The 18,650-nt window shown below is 43.4% G+C and carries 19 protein-coding genes; 10 read left to right on the forward strand and 9 right to left on the reverse strand.

What is annotated here, in order from left to right:
- Positions 1 to 96: 96 nt before the first annotated feature.
- From thrC to ACE5CV_RS02375, 3 genes are read left to right on the forward strand one after another with little or no spacing between them, the layout of a single operon-like run.
- Positions 97 to 1,407 carry a threonine synthase gene (thrC, locus tag ACE5CV_RS02365; RefSeq protein WP_374948545.1) on the forward strand — a complete coding sequence of 437 codons (1,311 nt, stop codon included), beginning with the start codon at positions 97 to 99 and terminating at the stop codon, positions 1,405 to 1,407.
- Positions 1,400 to 1,822: a hypothetical protein gene (locus ACE5CV_RS02370; RefSeq protein WP_374948546.1), complete on the forward strand. Its 423-nt coding sequence runs from the start codon at positions 1,400 to 1,402 to the stop codon at positions 1,820 to 1,822. Before thrC ends, ACE5CV_RS02370 begins: the two co-directional genes overlap by 8 nt.
- A gap of 41 nt (positions 1,823 to 1,863) precedes the next feature.
- Positions 1,864 to 2,469 carry an HAD family hydrolase gene (locus ACE5CV_RS02375; RefSeq protein ID WP_374948547.1) on the forward strand — a complete coding sequence of 202 codons (606 nt, stop codon included), beginning with the start codon at positions 1,864 to 1,866 and terminating at the stop codon, positions 2,467 to 2,469.
- Positions 2,470 to 2,674: 205 nt separating this feature from the next.
- On the opposite strand, the gene ACE5CV_RS02380 is transcribed toward ACE5CV_RS02375, so the two are convergent.
- On the reverse strand, positions 2,675 to 4,972 hold the full coding sequence (locus ACE5CV_RS02380) for a TonB-dependent receptor (RefSeq protein WP_374948548.1): 2,298 nt from the start codon (positions 4,970 to 4,972) through the stop codon (positions 2,675 to 2,677).
- Positions 4,973 to 5,034: 62 nt separating this feature from the next.
- On the reverse strand, positions 5,035 to 5,361 hold the full coding sequence (locus tag ACE5CV_RS02385) for a hypothetical protein (protein ID WP_374948549.1): 327 nt from the start codon (positions 5,359 to 5,361) through the stop codon (positions 5,035 to 5,037).
- A 134-nt stretch (positions 5,362 to 5,495) separates the two neighbouring features.
- Between ACE5CV_RS02385 and ACE5CV_RS02390 the strand changes: the two genes are divergently transcribed.
- Genes ACE5CV_RS02390 through ACE5CV_RS02400 form a run of 3 tightly spaced genes read left to right on the forward strand, consistent with a single transcriptional unit; the run spans position 5,496 to position 7,338 of the window.
- Positions 5,496 to 5,849 (forward strand): hypothetical protein, encoded by a 354-nt coding sequence (locus ACE5CV_RS02390; protein WP_374948550.1) that lies wholly within the window; start codon positions 5,496 to 5,498, stop codon positions 5,847 to 5,849.
- A gap of 11 nt (positions 5,850 to 5,860) precedes the next feature.
- A complete protein-coding gene (locus ACE5CV_RS02395) occupies positions 5,861 to 6,565 on the forward strand; it encodes a peptidylprolyl isomerase (protein WP_374948551.1) in 705 nt (234 codons plus the stop codon).
- Between the two features lie 5 nt (positions 6,566 to 6,570).
- A complete protein-coding gene (locus ACE5CV_RS02400; protein ID WP_374948552.1) occupies positions 6,571 to 7,338 on the forward strand; it encodes an exodeoxyribonuclease III in 768 nt (255 codons plus the stop codon).
- Between the two features lie 74 nt (positions 7,339 to 7,412).
- On the opposite strand, the gene efp is transcribed toward ACE5CV_RS02400, so the two are convergent.
- The 6 genes from efp to ACE5CV_RS02430 form a co-directional block, all read right to left on the reverse strand.
- Positions 7,413 to 7,976 (reverse strand): elongation factor P, encoded by a 564-nt coding sequence (gene efp, locus ACE5CV_RS02405; RefSeq protein WP_374948553.1) that lies wholly within the window; start codon positions 7,974 to 7,976, stop codon positions 7,413 to 7,415.
- A 105-nt stretch (positions 7,977 to 8,081) separates the two neighbouring features.
- Positions 8,082 to 8,699 carry an ATP-binding cassette domain-containing protein gene (locus ACE5CV_RS02410; protein WP_374948554.1) on the reverse strand — a complete coding sequence of 206 codons (618 nt, stop codon included), beginning with the start codon at positions 8,697 to 8,699 and terminating at the stop codon, positions 8,082 to 8,084.
- Between the two features lie 101 nt (positions 8,700 to 8,800).
- A complete protein-coding gene (gene lpxA / locus ACE5CV_RS02415) occupies positions 8,801 to 9,586 on the reverse strand; it encodes an acyl-ACP--UDP-N-acetylglucosamine O-acyltransferase (protein WP_374948555.1) in 786 nt (261 codons plus the stop codon).
- Position 9,587: 1 nt separating this feature from the next.
- Complete coding sequence (locus ACE5CV_RS02420) at positions 9,588 to 10,985, reverse strand: bifunctional UDP-3-O-[3-hydroxymyristoyl] N-acetylglucosamine deacetylase/3-hydroxyacyl-ACP dehydratase (protein ID WP_374948556.1); 1,398 nt, start codon at positions 10,983 to 10,985, stop codon at positions 9,588 to 9,590.
- A gap of 63 nt (positions 10,986 to 11,048) precedes the next feature.
- A complete protein-coding gene (lpxD, locus tag ACE5CV_RS02425; RefSeq protein WP_374948557.1) occupies positions 11,049 to 12,089 on the reverse strand; it encodes a UDP-3-O-(3-hydroxymyristoyl)glucosamine N-acyltransferase in 1,041 nt (346 codons plus the stop codon).
- Positions 12,090 to 12,199: 110 nt separating this feature from the next.
- Positions 12,200 to 13,426: an HD domain-containing protein gene (locus tag ACE5CV_RS02430; protein WP_374948558.1), complete on the reverse strand. Its 1,227-nt coding sequence runs from the start codon at positions 13,424 to 13,426 to the stop codon at positions 12,200 to 12,202.
- Between the two features lie 141 nt (positions 13,427 to 13,567).
- On the opposite strand from ACE5CV_RS02430, the gene ACE5CV_RS02435 reads away from it, so the two are divergent.
- The 3 genes from ACE5CV_RS02435 (at position 13,568) to ACE5CV_RS02445 (ending at position 16,934) form a co-directional block, all read left to right on the forward strand.
- Positions 13,568 to 15,121 (forward strand): PglZ domain-containing protein, encoded by a 1,554-nt coding sequence (locus tag ACE5CV_RS02435; protein WP_374948559.1) that lies wholly within the window; start codon positions 13,568 to 13,570, stop codon positions 15,119 to 15,121.
- A 118-nt stretch (positions 15,122 to 15,239) separates the two neighbouring features.
- Positions 15,240 to 15,656 carry a tRNA (adenosine(37)-N6)-threonylcarbamoyltransferase complex ATPase subunit type 1 TsaE gene (tsaE, locus tag ACE5CV_RS02440; protein WP_374948560.1) on the forward strand — a complete coding sequence of 139 codons (417 nt, stop codon included), beginning with the start codon at positions 15,240 to 15,242 and terminating at the stop codon, positions 15,654 to 15,656.
- Positions 15,657 to 15,707: 51 nt separating this feature from the next.
- Complete coding sequence (locus ACE5CV_RS02445; RefSeq protein WP_374948561.1) at positions 15,708 to 16,934, forward strand: alanine dehydrogenase; 1,227 nt, start codon at positions 15,708 to 15,710, stop codon at positions 16,932 to 16,934.
- Here ACE5CV_RS02445 and ACE5CV_RS02450 read toward each other — a convergent pair whose 3' ends face one another.
- Complete coding sequence (locus ACE5CV_RS02450) at positions 16,935 to 17,549, reverse strand: histidine phosphatase family protein (RefSeq protein WP_374948562.1); 615 nt, start codon at positions 17,547 to 17,549, stop codon at positions 16,935 to 16,937. It lies immediately after the preceding gene.
- 49 nt (positions 17,550 to 17,598) lie between these two features.
- Between ACE5CV_RS02450 and ACE5CV_RS02455 the strand changes: the two genes are divergently transcribed.
- Positions 17,599 to 18,588, forward strand: a complete 990-nt coding sequence (locus tag ACE5CV_RS02455; RefSeq protein ID WP_374948563.1) for a YihY/virulence factor BrkB family protein — start codon at positions 17,599 to 17,601, stop codon at positions 18,586 to 18,588.
- The last annotated feature ends 62 nt before the right edge of the window (positions 18,589 to 18,650 follow it).

The following is an 18,650-nucleotide window of genomic DNA, read 5'->3' on the forward strand; positions in this document are numbered from 1 at the left end:
CTGAATCAGAATACAGGATTATTGAATTTTCAAATCCCTGTTCTGTCAGTTTATAATTCTGTTGATTCTTAAATTCAGTAAATTCTGATTCAGACAATGAAATTCTACAGTACAAACAACACTAGCCTGCGGGTTGGTTTCAAAGAGGCGGTATTTAACAGCATGCCGCAGGATAAGGGTTTATACATGCCGGTAAATGTCCCGCGCCTGGATGATAAGTTCATCAACAACCTTGATCAATATACCCTGCCGGAAATTGCCTTTCATGTAGCGCAAAACCTGTTGGCAGACGATATCCCGGCCGATGATCTGAAGGCTATTATCAACGATGCCATTAACTTTTATGCGCCAATTGAAAAGTTGGAAGATAACATTTACGTACTCGAGCTTTTTCACGGGCCATCGTTAGCTTTTAAAGATTTTGGCGCCCGCTTTATGAGCCGGGTGATGAGCTACTTTTTAAAAGACGGCGAAAAGCAGCTGGATGTGCTCGTTGCTACGTCGGGAGATACAGGCGGCGCAGTGGCGCTTGGTTTTTTAGGCGTACCCAATACCCGTGTCACCATCCTATACCCAAAAGGCAAGGTGAGCGATATTCAGGAGTTGCAATTAACTACCAATGGCCAAAACATCCGCGCGCTGGAAATTAACGGCACTTTTGACGATTGCCAGGCCTTGGTTAAGCAGGCCTTCACCGATGATAAACTGAACGGAAAGCTAAGGCTTACATCGGCTAATTCCATTAACATTGCCAGGCTTATCCCTCAAACGTTTTACTATTTTAACGCGTATGCGCAACTCTTAAAGGCAGGAATCAGTAAAGTTGTTTTTGCCGTACCGAGCGGTAATTTTGGCAACATAGGGGCCGGGCTGTTGGCATGGAAAATGGGCCTACCCGTTGAGCAATTTATTGCAGCTACAAACGCAAATGATACCGTGCCGGAGTTTCTTAAAACCGGTATTTATCAACCCAAACCATCGGTAGCAACACTATCAAACGCAATGGATGTTGGCAACCCAAGCAATTGGATGCGTATTGCAGATATGTTTAAAGATGATGACGGCACTTTAAAAAAATTAATTACCGGTTACCGCTACGATGATGAGGAAACAATTGCCGCAATTAATGAGGTGCATAGCAAATACAATTACGTTGTTTGCCCCCATACTGCAATTGCATGGAAAGCATTGAAGAGTTATCGGCAAAAACATGCGGATAAAGACACTGCCGGGATATTTTTGTCGACCGCACACCCCTGCAAATTTCCGGATGTTTTTCCGCAGCATGTTTCTGCACATATTGTCAATCCTCCACAGGTAGCAGAGCTGGAAAAAAAACAAAAACAAGCTTTGAGTTTAGGTAAGGATTTTGAAGGATTTAAAGGATATTTGCTCAACAATGCATAGCAATAACAAATCAATAAAAAAGAACGGCTTACTACTGTTTTGCATGGCGATGATGCTTATAGTTGCCGGCTGCAGCAAAAAAAAGTTTGACAGGCGGGGCTGGGACGATGGCGACGGCATTAGCTGGCCAAACCGTAACGGTATGTTGGATGATTTGCTGGCTACCCATAAGCTAAAAGGGATGAAATACAAAGAGGTGATCAACCTGTTGCGCTACCCCCAGTGGAACAGCTACACCGACCGAAGTTTTAAGTATGAAATTAACTGTAAAATGGACCGGCTGGATACCGTTTACGCGAAATACCTGGTGCTTTATCTAAACAAAGATTCGGTAGTGAATGATGTGAAAGTAATTGAACAGGATAATGCCGATAAACTAGCGGAAAAGCATAAAAAAGAGAACGCTAAAAAATAACTGAATTAAATAAAAGCGCTTATTTGACTACAAATATTTCCATGATCAACACTATCATATTTGACCTTGGGGCAGTTTTAATTGACTGGAACCCGGATTACATGTATAAGACCATTTTCGACGATGAGCAGGAAATGCGCGATTTTTTAAACAACATCACCACCTCCGATTGGAATGAGGAACAGGATGCCGGCCGTACTTTACAGGAAGGTACCGATTTGTTAGTGGCTCAACACCCGGAACACGAGGCAAATATCCGCGCATTTTATAGCCGGTGGGTAGAGATGCTGGGCGATGCATTTTTAGGTACCGTTGAAATTTTCAAAGAACTAAAAGCAAGCGGCAAATACAAAATCTATGCACTTACTAACTGGTCGGCAGAGACATTCCCACTGGCACAGGAACGATTCGAATTTTTAAACTGGTTTGACGGTATTGTAGTGTCGGGTGCTGAAAAAATGCGTAAACCGGCGCCAGAGTTTTACCAGATCCTGCTAGACCGTTATAATGTAAAAGCCGAAGAATCATTATTTATAGATGATAATTACCGCAATATACTAGCTGCCCAAAAACTAGGGATCAATAGTATTCACTTCACCTCGCCCGAGCAGTTAAAAGAAGATCTTGAAAAAAGAAATATTTTGTAGGGAATATTGATGCCAGGCTGAATTGTTAAGCAACCACCCGGATCAATATCAAGGCGTTAGCTTATCAAAACAAACCAGAAATATACGCAGGAAGATAATTTGGTATAGCATGTCAGCATTGCATTTATCGACCAAATAACCAATAAAAAAGGCGATGAGTTACCACTCACCGCCTCACTATTGATTAACTAAACTAACTAACTTACTATTTATTAGTGCCGAATGGCAGGTAAAAGCCAAAGGTAATGTTACGCCCAGCGTTGTAAACACCGTAACTAAGGTCTTCCTGGCTGTAACGGCCGGGCCTTAAGCGGCTCAGGGCATCGTAATAACGTTTATTGCCCAGGTTAGATCCGGTCACATATAATTTTAAAAGCTGAGTCCCTATTTTAAATGTGGCACCAATGCCGGCATTGATCAGGGTATAGCCATCCGTTGGAGTTTCGAAGGTGGCGTCGATGCGATTCTGTGCGAAATAGTTATCTATCCCGGCAGAGATGTAAAAATTTGTCAGGCCTTTAACTTTTGGCTCAAAACGCAAAGTGTTGTGCAGCACACCTGCCGGTATTAGGGGCAGCGGCCTGTCGAACGATGTGTTTTTGGCACGGGTATAACTAAACGTATTTTCAAAGTGAATAAATGATACCGGGTGCAAGGTTAAATTACCTTCAAAGCCATACAAATTGGCATTTACCTGTCCGTAACGGTAAGCGTCATAATCGCGCGGGTTGCCGGTTTCGTCCACTACGGTTACCTGCTCCTTATTGGTGTTCGATGCGTAAATAAAGTCATGGATATAGTTTTCGTAAACACCAACGCTACCGGTTACAAAGCGTGAACCATACTCAATCGTGGCATCAGCCTGATAGCTGCGCTCCGGGCTTAAATTAGGGTTACCAATTTCATAACGGGATGTTCCTTCGTGCACGCCGTTAGAGCCCAGTTCAGCGGGGTTTGGCGCACGGAATGCCGACCCGGCATTAGATTTAAAGCTAAACTCGTCATTGAATATATGCGTGAAACCCAACGCGGCACTTACGTTGGAAAAGTTGTTGTCAAAGCCGGTAAAGATTACACCGCCATTGGTGTTATTTTGGGCCTTGCCTTTATTTTTAATATAGTCGAACCTTGCGCCAGCGCTAAAGGTATTTTGATCCCAGGTTTTTTTGGCGTAAACAAAAGCGCCGCTGCTAAATTCGTCATACGCCGGTATCAGTAGTTCCTCGCCCAGGTTAACACTATGACCCAGGCTGCTGCTTAAACCAATAACCGGCCGCCAGCCGTTGCTTTCTGGCAGGTAATATTTAGCGTCTAACGAGTAGGTGCTCAGGTCGAAGAATAAATTGGGAACGGGGCTGTCCTCCAGTTCGCGGCGCTGATTTTTCTGATAGCCTAAGTCCAGTTTTAACGAGCTGGAGCCAAAGATGAAGTTGTTATTTAATGCCAATTTATAATGGCGGATATCCTGGCGTGGATAATCTATAGTGCGGCTTTTAGTGTCGGTGTAAAGCGGGTCACCAGGCTCCGAATCGTAAAATCCGATGTTGTTTTTAAAGTAAGAAAAGTTTAGATGCGAATAGCCCCAGCTTTTGTTAACCCCTAACAAACCGCTAAAATTGGTTTGATTAAAACCACTGTTAATATAGTAACCTGCGGGTGTTTTAAACTCGTGCGCGTTTTGATACGTACCGCGGCCTCGCCAAACAAAACCATTTTCGTTACCGCTTAACATTACCGATGTATTAGTTAAGCCGCTATTGGTAGAGTAGTTAGATAGTACCTCGCCTTTAATATTCCCTTCGGCTGGGGTTGGCGGGTCGATAACATTGATTACACCGCCCAGCGCGTCAGATCCGTATTGCAGCGATGCTGCGCCCCTGAGCACCTCTACACGCTCGGCCTGGAACTGGTCCATCTCTATACCGTGTTCGTCGCCCCATTGCTGGCCTTGTTGTTTAACCCCGTCATTTAAAGTAACCACCCTGTTATAGCTTAACCCGCGTATAACAGGTTTAGAAATAGCCTGGCTGGTAGTGATCTGGCTTACTCCGGGCACCTGCCTTGCTAATGCATCGATCAGGTTGGTTGACGAGCCCTGCAACTGGTCTTTAGTTACTACCGAAGCCGATGTACTATTACTTCGGCTGCCAGCGGTTATTGGTGTACCGGTGATCACAACTTCGTGTGTTTCCACAATGCTGGGCTGCATTTCAAACACAAACGAGGTGGTTGTCGAGAAGTCGACAGTCTGGGTCAATGTCTTGTAACTTAGATATTGTACCTGCACCACATAACGGCCGCGTGCAGGGATGGCCTTGAAAGTAAATTCACCTTTATTGTTTGTAGCGACGGAGATCCGGAGATCCGGAATGTTGATCACAGCACCAGGCAGGGTTTCATGCGTTTTTGCGTCAATTACTTTACCTTTAAAATCTATAAAATTGGCAAATGCAGATATTTGCATAAACAGGAAAAACAGGCAACTAACTAATCGTAGTTTCATAATAATAATTTAAAAATTCATAAATACCACACAATGTGGCGTTTGCTGGATATAAAAACTTATTATGCTGTTGGCGGGCCGCGGCCTGAAGCCAGGATGAGCGATATGCTCTTGGATTGGTATTGAAGGGTTTTGTAAGTAAATGTTGTAGCGGCAACTTTAGGGTAACTGATATGATTTACCAGTTCCATATTAATGTGGTGCATACTATCGCACACGGCACATTTTTCTGACACAGTAGGCTGAGCTGATTTTGACGGAGAATGGCAAACGGTTGTATGAGCCCCTTTATTGATGTAGTGCTGATGGGCGTAAACCATATATTGGCCTGTTATAAAGCATAAAAGCAGTGTCCAGGCGCAAATTATATGGTAAGTGCTTTTTTTCAAAACCGCTGTTATTTTAACAATACAAACAAAAGTAAATATTTAAACCCCAAAAGCCGGTTTGTAAAGTAACAATATTGTTAAAGGCCGGGTAACAAAATGGTTAAAGCAACTGTACATCTGCTATATTTGCCCAGATGAAACCTGCCGAAATTAATTTGAAATGGGCCGCGCTGCAAGAGCGTTTAGCAACCGAGTTTGATAATGAAAAGCCGGATATTAAAGTGGTTTTATTTTTAATTGGCGTACAGGAACTTGGCCAGGGCCCGCGGAAGTTTAGCAAGCGTCAAAAAGAAGAGTTGATGCACATTGCCAACTGTAAGCTATTTAGCCAAATGGGCTTTTACGAACTGGAAGGCCTTGACCAAGATGGGTGGCCTCACTGGAAACTGGTTAATCAAATGCCTAATTATACGCTGCTTGAGCAGGAGATGCTACTGAAATCGCTTGTCATTAACTATTTTGAAACAGAAATGGAATGGGAGTTTTAATACTTAACCATATGAAAAAAGTCTTTACTCTTTGCTTCTTACTTTTGGCCGCAACTGCATTCGCAAAACCGCCTAAAAACCAATACGTACGAATTAAAACCGGTTATGGCGATTGCATCATCCGGTTGTATAACGAAACGCCCCTGCACCGCGATAATTTTATTAAGCTTACCAAGCAGGGGTTTTATAATGGTACATTATTTCACAGGGTGATACAAAACTTTATGATTCAGGGCGGCGATCCTGATTCGAAGGACCCGGTTAAGGCCGCACCAGACATGGCGCTTGGTGATGGTGACGTTGGCTATACCGTGCCTGCTGAATTTCGCGATAGTATTTTTCACAAACGCGGTGTACTGGCCGCTGCCCGAGACGACAACCCAAAAAAGGCATCGAGCGGATGCCAGTTTTATATTGTGGAAGGACGGCGTTTTACACCAGGCCGGTTAGATACACTGGAAAGAACAAGATTGAAAGGCCGGAAGATCCCGCCATCACAGCGGGAGATCTATACTACCGTAGGCGGTGTGCCGCATCTTGATCAAAACTATACTGTGTATGGCGAAGTAATTAATGGCATTGATATGGTAGACCGCATTGCGGCTGTTAAAAAAGATGAGTGCGACCGCCCTAAGAGCAATGTAACCATGACGGTTGAGCTATTGGATAAGAAAGAATGCAAACAATTGGATAAACTTTTAGGCTTGGCAAAATAAGTTTTATGAAGATCATTACCTATAACGTGAACGGCATACGCTCTGCAATTAATAAAGATTGGTTGGCGTGGCTACAGGCTACTGATGCGGATGTAGTTTGCCTGCAGGAGATCAAGGCAACGCCCGATGTTTTAACTGACCTCGGCTTAGTAGACGCAATGGGCTATCAGCATTTTTGGTTTCCGGCCGAAAAGAAAGGGTACAGCGGAACAGCTATTTTCAGCAAAAGCCTGCCTAATCATGTAGAATATGGCTGCGGTATCCCCGACTTTGACCGCGAGGGCCGCTGTATCCGGGTTGATTTTGATGAAGTTTCGGTAATGAGTGTCTACTTCCCGTCAGGATCCAGCGGAGACGAACGGCAAATATTTAAATACCGCTTTTTAGATGAGTTTGGTAAATACCTTACGCTGCTGAAAGTGCAATATCCTAAACTTGTTGTATGCGGCGATTACAACATCTGCCATAAACCAATAGACATTCACAATCCAAAATCAAACGCCAATTCATCCGGCTTTTTGCCTGAAGAACGTGAGTGGATGGAAGGGTTTATTGAGTCGGGTTTTGTAGACTCCTTCCGGCATGTAAATAAGGAGCCGCATAACTACACTTGGTGGAGTTTCCGCGCGGGCGCACGTGGTAAAAATCTGGGCTGGCGTATAGATTATAATATGGTTAGTAAAGAGTTAGAGGACAATATCAAACGTTCTGCCATACTATCAGAGGCCAAACATTCCGATCATTGTCCCGTCTTGCTGGAGCTGGAGTTTTAAGACATAACAACGAGGTTCAATAAAACAAAAAAGGGATGCTCGATAGCATCCCTTTTTTGATGAAATAATTTCTGCTACACTTTTACACGCTCTACATAGCTGCCCGTAGCGGTGTCTACTTTTACCTTGTCGCCAATATTAATAAACAAGGGCACTTTGATCTCGGCACCAGTTTCAACAGTGGCATTTTTCATGGCTCCGGTTGATGTATCACCTTTAACAGCAGGTTCCGTATAAGTGATCTCTAACTCGGCAGATCCTGGAACGGAACCCATTATTGGCTCATCACTTTCAAAGGCCACAATTACGTTCATTCCTTCTTTTAGAAACTTTACCGCCGGGCCGAACAGTTTTTTGGGAACATTGTGCTGGTCGTAAGTTTCGTTGTCCATCACAACTAACGATTCACCGTCCTCATACAAATATTGGTAATTGCTGGTTTCTACACGTGCAATGTCAACTTCTTCATCCGTACGGAAACGATACTCCACCAATTTACCCGAACGTACATTTCGCATACGGGCCTGATAAAATGCCCGAAGATTGCCGGGCGTGCGGTGTAAAAATTCTTCAACCTGTACCAGCTCGCCATTAAAGCGAAGTATATTTCCGTTTTTTATGTCAGATGCTTTTGCCATAATAAGTTGTATAATCGAGGAGCAAAAATAATTATTAGAGGCGATATTTAAGCTAACAGATTTAGAATTACAGTAATACAATTCGACGTATAGGTAGTCAAAATGCTACTTATAATCTGCAATGCTTAATTGTTCTTTACAAAAACTGTACTCGTGCTCCTGATTGGAGCAAATGATGGTAAGTCGGTCGGCGCTAAACTTTTCTACGAGGTTTAAATACCAATCGATGCCTTGCGTATCCAGGTTAGAGGTTGGCTCGTCCAGCATCAGCATAGGAGTGTCGGAACAGAACGCAAGCGCCAGCTTTAATCGCTGTTTCATTCCCGATGAAAAATAGCGGATCATTTTATTTTCGCTGCCTTTTAAATTAAGCAGGCTGGTTAGTTCAGCCTTATCTATTCCCTGCTTGTATTTTTTAAATTTAAAATGGAAATCAACCATCTCGTTTAAGCTAAACTCCTCGATCAGCTCCAGGTAAGGCGCAGCAAGGCTCAAATGATTAAAAACATCTTCGGGCTCTATTCCTGTTTCACCGTTTGAATATTTAAGCACCCCAACAGAAGGCGCAAGGCTGCCGTTTAAAACCTGCAAAAGAGTTGATTTGCCGGAACCATTAGGGCCTAAAATGGCATAGCTGCCCGACTGGCTAAAAGTATAGGTTATACCCTTAAAGATCCATTCCCGGTTAAAACGCCGGCCAATATTTTGAAGGGTGATTTTCATTCTTCCTGAATCAGTATATCACAAACGGAGAACTTCAGAATAAAAATATGCCCGCAATATGCGTCATGTTTATTCAAATATTCTGTAAATTCTGATCAAAATTAACTGCTTCCAAATCCCTTCATGATACCGCGTTGTGAGTTTTGTACAAAGTTGATGATCTCGTCACGCTCAACTGTTGGGTTAAATTCCGCCTCAATAATATCGAGCGCCTTGGTCATGTTATATTTTTTCAGGAAAATAATCCGGTAGATCTCCTGGATCTCGTTTATTGTAGCAGCCGAATAGCCCCTGCGGCGCAAACCAACCGAATTGATACCAATATAAGATAAGGGCTCGCGCCCGGCCTTGGTAAACGGAGGAACATCTTTACGAACGAGTGAGCCGCCCGAGATCATGCTATGCGCGCCGATCTCAACAAACTGGTGAACAGCAGATGTGCCTCCAATAAAAGCATAATCGTAAATATTAATGTGGCCGGCTAACTGCACACCGTTTGCAATAATCACATTATCGCCAATCACACAATCGTGGGCAACGTGTACATATGCCATTAGCAGGCAATTGCTGCCTATAGTAGTAGTGTTTTTATCTAACGCGGTGCCGCGGTTTAAGGTTACGCATTCGCGGATAACCGTGTTATCGCCAACCGTAACGGTGCTGGGCTCGCCCTTGTATTTTAAATCCTGGGGTGGTGCAGATACCACCGCGCCCGGAAAAATGCGACAGTTTTTGCCGATTCGAGCACCATCCATAATCACCGAATTGGAGCCTACCCAGGTACCCTCGCCAATTTCCACATCCTTATGGATGGTTACAAACGGCTCTATCACCACATTATCGGCTATGCGGGCCTGCGGATGGATGTATGCTAACGGCTGTATCATATTACTTGTATTTAACTATTTGCGCCATTAACTCGGCCTCAACAACAATTTTTTCGCCAACCATGCCTATGCCCTTCATTTGTGCAATACCACGGCGGATTGGTGCAACCAGGTCGCAACGGAATATTAACGTGTCGCCGGGCAAAACCTTGTCTTTAAAGCGTGCATTTTCTATTTTCAGGAAAAGGGTCAGCCAGTTTTCAGGGTCAGGAACGGTGTTTAATACCAGGATACCACCGGTTTGGGCCATCGCTTCAATTTGTAAAACACCCGGCATTACCGGCGCACCCGGGAAGTGCCCAACAAAGAAAGGTTCATTCATGGTAACGGCCTTTAAGCCTACAACATGGGTTTTGGTAAGCTCCAGGATCTTATCGATCAGCAGCATTGGCGGGCGATGCGGCAAAATGTTCATGATTTGAACCGTATCATAAACCGGTTTCATGTTAGGATCATAGACCTTAACATGCTTGCGGCCCCGCTCCTTTTTAATCAGTGCCTTAATTTTTTTAGCGAACGCTACATTTGCAGCGTGACCTGGCCTTGCAGCCATAATATGGCCTTTAAGCGGTACACCAACCAGGGCAAGGTCGCCAATCATGTCCAGCAGCTTGTGGCGGGCCGGCTCGTTTTGGTGCCTTAGTTCAATGTTGTTTAAAATTCCCTGCGGGGCAACGTTGATATCTTTACGGTTAAATAGCTTAGCCAGATGGGCTAATTCTTCTTCGTCCACTTTTTTATCTACAACAACAATGGCATTATTCAAATCGCCGCCTTTGATCAGGTCGTGCTTTACCAGCATTTCCAACTCATGTAAAAAGCAGAAAGTGCGGCTAGATGCGATCTCTTTTTTAAACTCCGTGATGCTGGAGATGGTTGCATGCTGACTACCCAGCACCTGTGAGTTATAATCAACCATACAGGTAAAGCGATAATCGTCATCTAAGGGCATCGCTACCATGTCTACCTTGCGGTCGGGCTCCGAGTAATGAATGTTATACGGGATATGATAATACTCCCGGTCGGCCTCCTGCTCTGTAAACCCGGATTCAAGTATAGCATCAATAAATTGAATAGAACTACCGTCCATAATAGGTGTTTCAGGCCCATCCATATCAATCAATACGTTATCTATCTCTAATCCAACCAACGCTGCCAGCACATGTTCAACAGTGCTTACACTAGCGCCGTTTTGGGTAAGCGTAGTACCGCGCGAGGTATCGGTTACGTTATCGCAGTCGGCATCGATAATCGGCTGGCCGGGCAGGTCGATACGGCGAAATTTAAATCCATGCTTTTCAGCAGCGGGGTTAAAGGTCATGGTAACCCGTTCGCCGGTGTGCAGCCCCGTACCTGAAATTGATACAGGCGCTTTTATGGTTCTTTGTTTTACATTCATTTTATGTAGTCATTGGGATTATATACCGTTAATTAGCATCTGCCTTAACAGCCTTACCTCTAATTAATCACCCTTGGTCAATTCTTTTATAATGATTTCTAAATCTCTTACTCTTCTTTCCAGTTCAGGCAAACGGCCTACTACTATGTTTGACCGCATGTCGGCAGTGTAGCTTATAGCCGGAGAACCGGCCCATCTTTTTCCTTCTTCTTTAATGGTACGGCTTACACCTGCTTGCGCTTGTACCTGAGTTCCTTTGGCTAATGTTATATGGCCAACTACGCCAACCTGGCCGCCCAACATCACGTTTTCGCCCAGTTTAGTGCTACCCGCAATTCCTGATTGCGCAGCAATTACAGTGTTAGACCCTATCTCGACATTGTGGGCTACCTGTACCAGATTATCAATTTTTGCACCCTTACGTATAATAGTAGATCCCATAGTTGCCCTGTCGATAGTGGCGTTTGAGCCTATTTCCACATCGTCTTCAACTATCACATTGCCTATCTGCGCAATTTTATTATAAGTGCCATCCGTATTAGGGGCAAAGCCAAAACCATCGCTGCCGATCACTGCACCGGAATGGATGATGACGTTGCTGCCAATAGCGCAATCAAAATAAACCGTAACACCCGGAAACAGCGTTACGTTATCGCCCAGCGTTACGTTATCAGCAATATAACAGTTAGGATAGATTTTGCAATTGATACCCATTGTAACACCCTGGCCTATATAAGCGAAAGCACCTATGTAAGCACTTTCACCAACGGTGGCTGTATCATGTATAAAAGATGGTTGCTCAATTCCGGCTTTTTGTAGTTTAAAGGTGCTGTAGGCCTCTAAAAGAACAGTAAAAGCGCTATATGCATTCTCTACACGAATAAGGGTTGCTTTTACCGGCTCTGTAAGCTGATGACCGCTGTTGATAATTACTATACCGGCGTTGGTTGTGTATAGATAGTGCTCATACTTGGGGTTTGCCAGGAAAGATAATGAACCAGGCCCTGCTTCTTCAATTTTGGCTAAGCCACTAACCGCAGCAAGCGGGTCGCCCTCAACCGTACCTTTAAGCATTAAGGCTATATCCTTCGCAGTAAAATGCATCACGCAAATTTAAATGTTAAAACCATAGCAACAAATCATTAATATTGATGCATAGTGCAGGGTCAATCATCAGGTTTTTTTTACTTGTAACCTTCGCTGGTTACCTTAACCTATAACAACTCTTTACTATAACAAAGTATATATTTCTTTACCGTTTTTGATAACGCCTCTAAATTCGAATTGTCGCTGGCCAGGGTGATATCCGTTACAGTCCCATTCTTCATTAATATATGAATGTTGCCGTCGCCTTTGTTGTACGCGTTATTACGGATACTGTCTGTAAATACAAAGTATGCAGCTTCATGCTCTGTAATATCGTAATAAGTAACGGCACTGGCTGTCAATTGTTTAATCAGGGCATCATCGGGCTTATCAGCGGTAATGTCTACATGAAAAAGTTTGCGGTTAATAAGATTGTGGCAAAGCGTTTTAAGCACGAAATCTTCTGCACCAGCCCAAACTTTCACAGCAGCCATTACATCGGTATCATCAAGCAGGGCAAAAGTATCCAGGTGTCTTGTATTGCCTATAAATTCCTGTTTGGTAATAACGTTCTCTAAAAAGTAAGCCAGGGCCGGCGTAACCGGGAATGTTTTACCCTGAAGGGCCAATTCGCGGCTACGCTTGAATATCTTACATAAAAGCTGCTCGGCTGCTATAACCGTTTTATGCAGATAGACCTGCCAGTACATTAATCTGCGCGAGATCAGGAATTTTTCGATCGAATATATTCCCTTTTCCTCAACTGCTATGCCGTTGTCTTTAACGTTCAGCATTTTGATGATCCGGTCCGAGCTAATAACCCCTTCAGATACACCCGTGAAAAAACTATCGCGGTTCAAATAATCCATTCTGTCCATATCCAGCTGACTGGATACCAACTGGTGCAGGTAGTTTTTGTGGTAAGTACCTTTGAAGATCTCAATAGCGGTTTTTAACTTGCCGCCAAATTCCTCATTTAGTTTATTCATCAGCAGGATGGATATATCCTCGTGGTCTATATCCTCAACTATAGTTTGCTCCAACGCGTGCGAAAATGGCCCATGGCCAATATCGTGCAGCAAGATGGCAATAATAAGCCCTTCTTTTTCCTCGCCCGTGATTTCGAGACCTTTGTTGCAAAGTGTTTCTATGGCAGTACCCATTAAATGCATGGCGCCTATCGCATGATGGAATCGGGTGTGCAGCGCACCGGGATAAACCAGGTGGGTCATCCCCAATTGCTTGATATAACGCAAACGCTGAAAGTATGGGTGCTCGATCAGATCGAAGATCAGATCGGACGGTATGCTGATAAACCCGTAAACAGGGTCGTTAATGATTTTCTTTTTATTCAAGGTGTGCTTGTAAAGTTTGCAAAAGTGTTGAATTATGACATAACAAGCACCTTCCGGATGTTAATATATGTTAAACCTTTGTATATTTTTACAACAAAACATACTGCCGTAAGGTTATACGGTGGTAAAATTAAATATATTATGCAGGATACCACAATATTATGGGCCGATGACGAGATTGATCTGCTGAAACCACATATACTATTTTTAAGCGAGAAGGGCTACAAGGTTACCACGGTTACTAACGGTAATGATGCCGTTGAAGAATTTAAAAAAGGTTATTTTGACCTTGTTTTTTTAGATGAAAATATGCCGGGATTAACCGGGCTGGAGACGTTACAACAAATAAAGAATATAAAAAGTGATGTACCGATAGTGCTCATTACAAAAAATGAGGAAGAGTATTTAATGGAGGATGCTATCGGATCTAAAATTGACGATTACCTGATAAAGCCGGTACATCCAAAGCAAATATTGCTCACGATTAAAAAACTTACGGAGAACAAAAAACTAGTTGGCGCAAAAACAACAATGGCTTATCAGCAGGATTTCCGTAACCTGGGAATGACGCTGAACGATAATTTAAGCTACCAGGAATGGGTGGATGTTTATAAAAAGCTGATTTATTGGGAACTGGAATTAGAAACATTGGAAGATGCGGGCATGCACGAGATACTTACCCTGCAGAAAGCCGAGGCCAACGTTCAGTTTTGCAAATTTGTGGAACGGAATTACCTGGGATGGGTGAAAGATCCGGAAAATGGCCCCACCAGCTCGCCACAACTGTTCAAGAAAAAGGTTTTCCCTAAGCTTGATGGTAACGGCCCGGTATTTTTTATCCTGATCGATAATTTACGTTATGATCAGTTTAAAATCATTAATCCGATCATCTCTGAGTATTTCAGGCTTGAGGAAGAAGATAGCTACTACAGCATCCTGCCAACCGCCACACAGTACGCGCGTAACTCTATCTTCTCGGGCCTGATGCCGCTTGATATGGAGAAACGCTATCCAACCATGTGGCAGAACGACGAAGATGAAGGCGGAAAAAACCTTTACGAGGCCGATTTTATTGCCGACCAGTTAAAGCGTGTACTGCGTAAAGAAATTAAGCACTCGTATCATAAAATACTTAATATAGACGAAGGCCGCGCACTCAACGAATCGGTAAATAACCTGATGGGCAACGACCTTAACGTAGTGGTGTACAACTTTGTTGATATGCTGAGCCACGCCCGTACGGATATGCAAATGATTCGTGAATTGGCAAGTGATGATGCAGCTTACCGCTCATTAACACTTTCGTGGTTTGAGCACTCGCCGCTGTTTGACCTGCTTAAATTTTTAGCAACAAAGCAAGTGCGTGTGGTGATTACCACAGATCACGGTACTATAAAGGTCAAAAACCCAAGCAAAATAATTGGCGACAGGAACACCAATACTAACCTGCGTTATAAACAGGGTAAAAATTTGAATTATAACGCCAAAGAAGTATTCCATATCCGTAACCCGCACGATGCCATGCTGCCAAAGCTGCACGTGAGCAGCAGTTTTGTTTTTGCCAAAGGCGATAGCTATTTTGTTTATCCTAACAATTACAATCACTTTGTTAATTTTTATAATGAAACCTTCCAGCACGGTGGTATCTCATTAGAAGAAATGATCATCCCGATTGTAACTTACGGCCCTAAATAAGATATTTGATAAGTGTTAATGAATGTCGCGTTGTTGCAAAGCACTAACAATTAAGCTGATAGCGAAACGTCTATCTGAGGATTGTTATTACCGGCAACAAGGCTTAAATAATTACGTTTTGGATATTATCACTTCATCTCCTGCAGATCTGCCCGGCGCGGCGAAAAGCATTTTAAAAGCTGCCGGCAGCAACCGTATCCTACTTTTTTATGGAGAAATGGGCGCAGGCAAAACAACGCTCATTAAATCCTTATGTGAAGCACTCGGGGTAAACGATGCGGTAACAAGTCCTACGTTTTCTATTGTAAACGAATACCGCAGCAGTAATGGCCCTGTATTTCACTTTGATTTTTACCGGTTAAGTAACCAGAGTGAGGCGCTTGATTTGGGATATGAGGAATATTTTGACAGCGGCAACTACTGCTTTATTGAGTGGCCAGAAAAAATTGCAGGCCTTATTCCGGACCAGTATACTGGTATTCGCATACTGGTTTTAGATGCTACCACCCGGCAGGTAACTGTGGAAAATATTTGAACGCCAATGCCGTTTTTTTGTTAACTTCATCATCCGGAAAATAATTATAACATGAGCACAGGGAAATATAGCGGGTTTTCTGACATTGCCAAGCAGGCAATGATGCAACCCCAGGAATCGATGCTTGAGGTAAAAAGTAAAAAGAACAAGCTTTACATCGGTATCCCTAAAGAAGTTTCTTTCCAGGAAAACCGCATCCCGCTTACACCTTTATCCGTAGCATTGCTGGTAAACAACGGGCACGAGGTAATGCTGGAAAGTAACGCCGGCCAGGCAGCCAATTTTTCTGATAATAATTATAGCGAGCAGGGCGCACAAATTGTATATGATACCAAGCGCGTTTATGAAGCCGATATCATCATCAAAATAGCGCCGCCCACCATGGATGAGATAGCTATGATGAAACCCGGCCAGCTGCTAATTTCAGCCTTGCAGGTATCAACCCTAAAGGCCGAATGCCTGCATGCCCTGCTTAATAAAAAAATTACTGCACTGTGTTTTGAACATTTAGAAGATGAAGGAGGCTCATTAACCGTAGTGCGTGCCATGAGCGAAATTGTGGGCGCGACATCCGTACTCATTGCGGCAGAATACCTAAGCAACATTTTTGAAGGCAAAGGCCTGATGCTGGGTGGTATTACCGGCGTGCCGCCTACCGAAATTGTAATTTTAGGCGCGGGGACAGTTGGCGAATATGCTGCCCGTACAGCCATTTCACTAGGTGCCGAGGTTAAGGTTTTTGATCCGTCTATCTATAAGTTGCGCCGCCTGCAAAATAATATCGGCACAAGGGTATTTACTTCGGTAGTACAACCCATTGTTTTAGAAAAAGCTATTACTACCTGCGATGTTGCCATTGGTGCAATGCGCGCAGATGATGGCCGCAGTCCGCAGATCGTATCTGAGGCTACGGTAAGCCGCATGAAACCTAATTCGGTAATTATCGATGTAAGCATAGACCAGGGAGGCTGCTTTGAAACATCAGAAGTAACTAATCATACCCACCCGGTGTTTCGTAAATATGACGTTATACATTACTGCGTTCCTAACATCGCATCACGCGTGGCGCGGACGGCAACCTATGCCCTTACTAATATCTTCGCGCCTATTTTGATAGACATTGGCGACATGGGCGGCTTAAAAAATGTAATCTGGCAGAAAGCAGGGATCCGGAAATCGGTATACATTTATCAGGGCCACCTAACAAACAAACACATGGGCGAGCGCTTTAATATCCCATGTAAAGACCTGGATCTACTGGTGGTGTCTAACCATTAACTAATAGTTGGTTAGCGGCCTGGAGTATTGCTGAACGCCTTGCTTATCGGGCCGGTATTTGTCGGGCAATTCACTTGTATGATGTACCGCGCCATAATAGGATATCTCAAGGCCAACTTTTCCCGATTCTTTTATCGTCATCTTAAATATCATATCAAAATCCTCTTCAGATAAGGTGTCTAACGGCTGTTCGGCGCCCAGGGCGGCTAATATAGGCATTACTGTATTTGAGTGTGCCAAAACCAGTACTTTACTGCCGTTAAAATTGGTTAGCAGTGTTTTTACAAATGCTTTAATACTATCAGTATATATCCTTGGCAATATTTTTAATTGTGCGGCCAGCGGGCGGGCGGTTTGTGCACTGCGCTTTGTTGAGGTAACATAAATAGCTTTGATGTTCTCACGCTTTAGCACTTTGGCCAGCTCTTTTGCGCGTTCGCGGCCGTCTTCAGAAAGGTCTGGATTGCTTACAGGCATATCTGGTGCGGGTGCCTGTTTTTCGGCATGGCGTACCACCCAAATTACAGTTTTTTGAGCTGAGGCACTAAAATTGCTTAGAAGTAAAACGAATAAGAGTACCTTAAAAAAGTTTGCGGTATGCGTTACATTTTTCATACAGTGCTGTTTATGATAAAGGTATTAACAAATATATTGGAAATTGAATATGAAATTTTTTAGCAAGGATTATTTAAAGCAGCTTTGGAAGGTTATACTGGCAACTTTTAGTGGTTTCAGTAATGATAATGGCTTAAAGTTAAGCGCATCGCTGGCTTATTATACCGTATTTTCGCTGGCTCCTTTATTAATACTGGTTATTTCGCTTGCAGGCTTGTTTTTTGGTGCCGATGCTGCGACTAACCGGCTTTACCCCCAGATTCAAACTTATGTAGGGTCAGAAGCTGCACTGCAGATTCAGTCTATGCTAAAAAACCTGCAACTGTCCGGTAAAACCACCGTTGCTGTTGTAATTGGTGTGGTAACCCTGCTGGTAGGTGCCAGCAGTATTTTTATTGAAATACAAGATTCGCTAAATACTATCTGGCGCGTAAAAGCTAAGCCAAAACGCGGATGGGTTAAAATGCTGCAAAACCGTTTCTTATCATTCTCGCTGATTGTGAGCCTTGGTTTTTTACTGATGGCATCGTTAGTAGTGAGCTTTTTAATGGATGCGCTAAGTAAACAAATAGAGCACTTTTTACCTGCGGTTACCGGTGTTTTATTAAAAGGAATTAACCTGGGTATTACACTTATCATCATAGCTACGCTATTCGGTATTATTTTTAAAGTATTGCCCGATGTCAAGATCAAATGGAAAGATGTTCGGTCTGGCGCGTTATTTACCGCAATTATGTTTATGATAGGCCAATATGTCATAGGGTTGTATATAACCTACAGTGCACAAGGTTCGGCATATGGTGCCGCCGGGTCGCTTATTGTGATACTGGTTTGGATCTATTACACTTCGGCCATACTGTATATCGGTGCTGAATTTACCCAGGTATACGCTGAAGCGATTGGCAGCCACATTGAGCCTGCAGAATATGCGGTACATATTCAACAAACAGAGGTAGAACGCACTGTAAGCACATTGCCAGCACAAAATCCTGAACTTAAGGGAAACCTTAAGTGTGAGGATAAGGAAGAAAAAAAATAATATCCCGGATGTTCTGTTAAAGCCGTTATTATTTTAATGCCGGCTTTATACCTTTTGTTGCA

Origin of the sequence: Mucilaginibacter sp. (assembly GCF_964263795.1) — a bacterium.
Taxonomy (GTDB): domain Bacteria; phylum Bacteroidota; class Bacteroidia; order Sphingobacteriales; family Sphingobacteriaceae; genus Mucilaginibacter.

Coding starts and splice junctions, on each gene's coding strand:
- thrC (WP_374948545.1), top strand. CDS start 97: ATGAAATTCTACAGTACAAACAACACTAGCCTGCGGGTTGGTTTCAAA.
- ACE5CV_RS02370 (WP_374948546.1), top strand. CDS start 1,400: ATGCATAGCAATAACAAATCAATAAAAAAGAACGGCTTACTACTGTTT.
- ACE5CV_RS02375 (WP_374948547.1), top strand. CDS start 1,864: ATGATCAACACTATCATATTTGACCTTGGGGCAGTTTTAATTGACTGG.
- ACE5CV_RS02380 (WP_374948548.1), bottom strand. CDS start 4,972: ATGAAACTACGATTAGTTAGTTGCCTGTTTTTCCTGTTTATGCAAATA.
- ACE5CV_RS02390 (WP_374948550.1), top strand. CDS start 5,496: ATGAAACCTGCCGAAATTAATTTGAAATGGGCCGCGCTGCAAGAGCGT.
- ACE5CV_RS02395 (WP_374948551.1), top strand. CDS start 5,861: ATGAAAAAAGTCTTTACTCTTTGCTTCTTACTTTTGGCCGCAACTGCA.
- ACE5CV_RS02400 (WP_374948552.1), top strand. CDS start 6,571: ATGAAGATCATTACCTATAACGTGAACGGCATACGCTCTGCAATTAAT.
- efp (WP_374948553.1), bottom strand. CDS start 7,976: ATGGCAAAAGCATCTGACATAAAAAACGGAAATATACTTCGCTTTAAT.
- ACE5CV_RS02410 (WP_374948554.1), bottom strand. CDS start 8,699: ATGAAAATCACCCTTCAAAATATTGGCCGGCGTTTTAACCGGGAATGG.
- lpxA (WP_374948555.1), bottom strand. CDS start 9,586: ATGATACAGCCGTTAGCATACATCCATCCGCAGGCCCGCATAGCCGAT.
- ACE5CV_RS02420 (WP_374948556.1), bottom strand. CDS start 10,985: ATGAATGTAAAACAAAGAACCATAAAAGCGCCTGTATCAATTTCAGGT.
- lpxD (WP_374948557.1), bottom strand. CDS start 12,089: ATGCATTTTACTGCGAAGGATATAGCCTTAATGCTTAAAGGTACGGTT.
- ACE5CV_RS02435 (WP_374948559.1), top strand. CDS start 13,568: ATGCAGGATACCACAATATTATGGGCCGATGACGAGATTGATCTGCTG.
- ACE5CV_RS02445 (WP_374948561.1), top strand. CDS start 15,708: ATGAGCACAGGGAAATATAGCGGGTTTTCTGACATTGCCAAGCAGGCA.
- ACE5CV_RS02450 (WP_374948562.1), bottom strand. CDS start 17,549: ATGAAAAATGTAACGCATACCGCAAACTTTTTTAAGGTACTCTTATTC.
- ACE5CV_RS02455 (WP_374948563.1), top strand. CDS start 17,599: ATGAAATTTTTTAGCAAGGATTATTTAAAGCAGCTTTGGAAGGTTATA.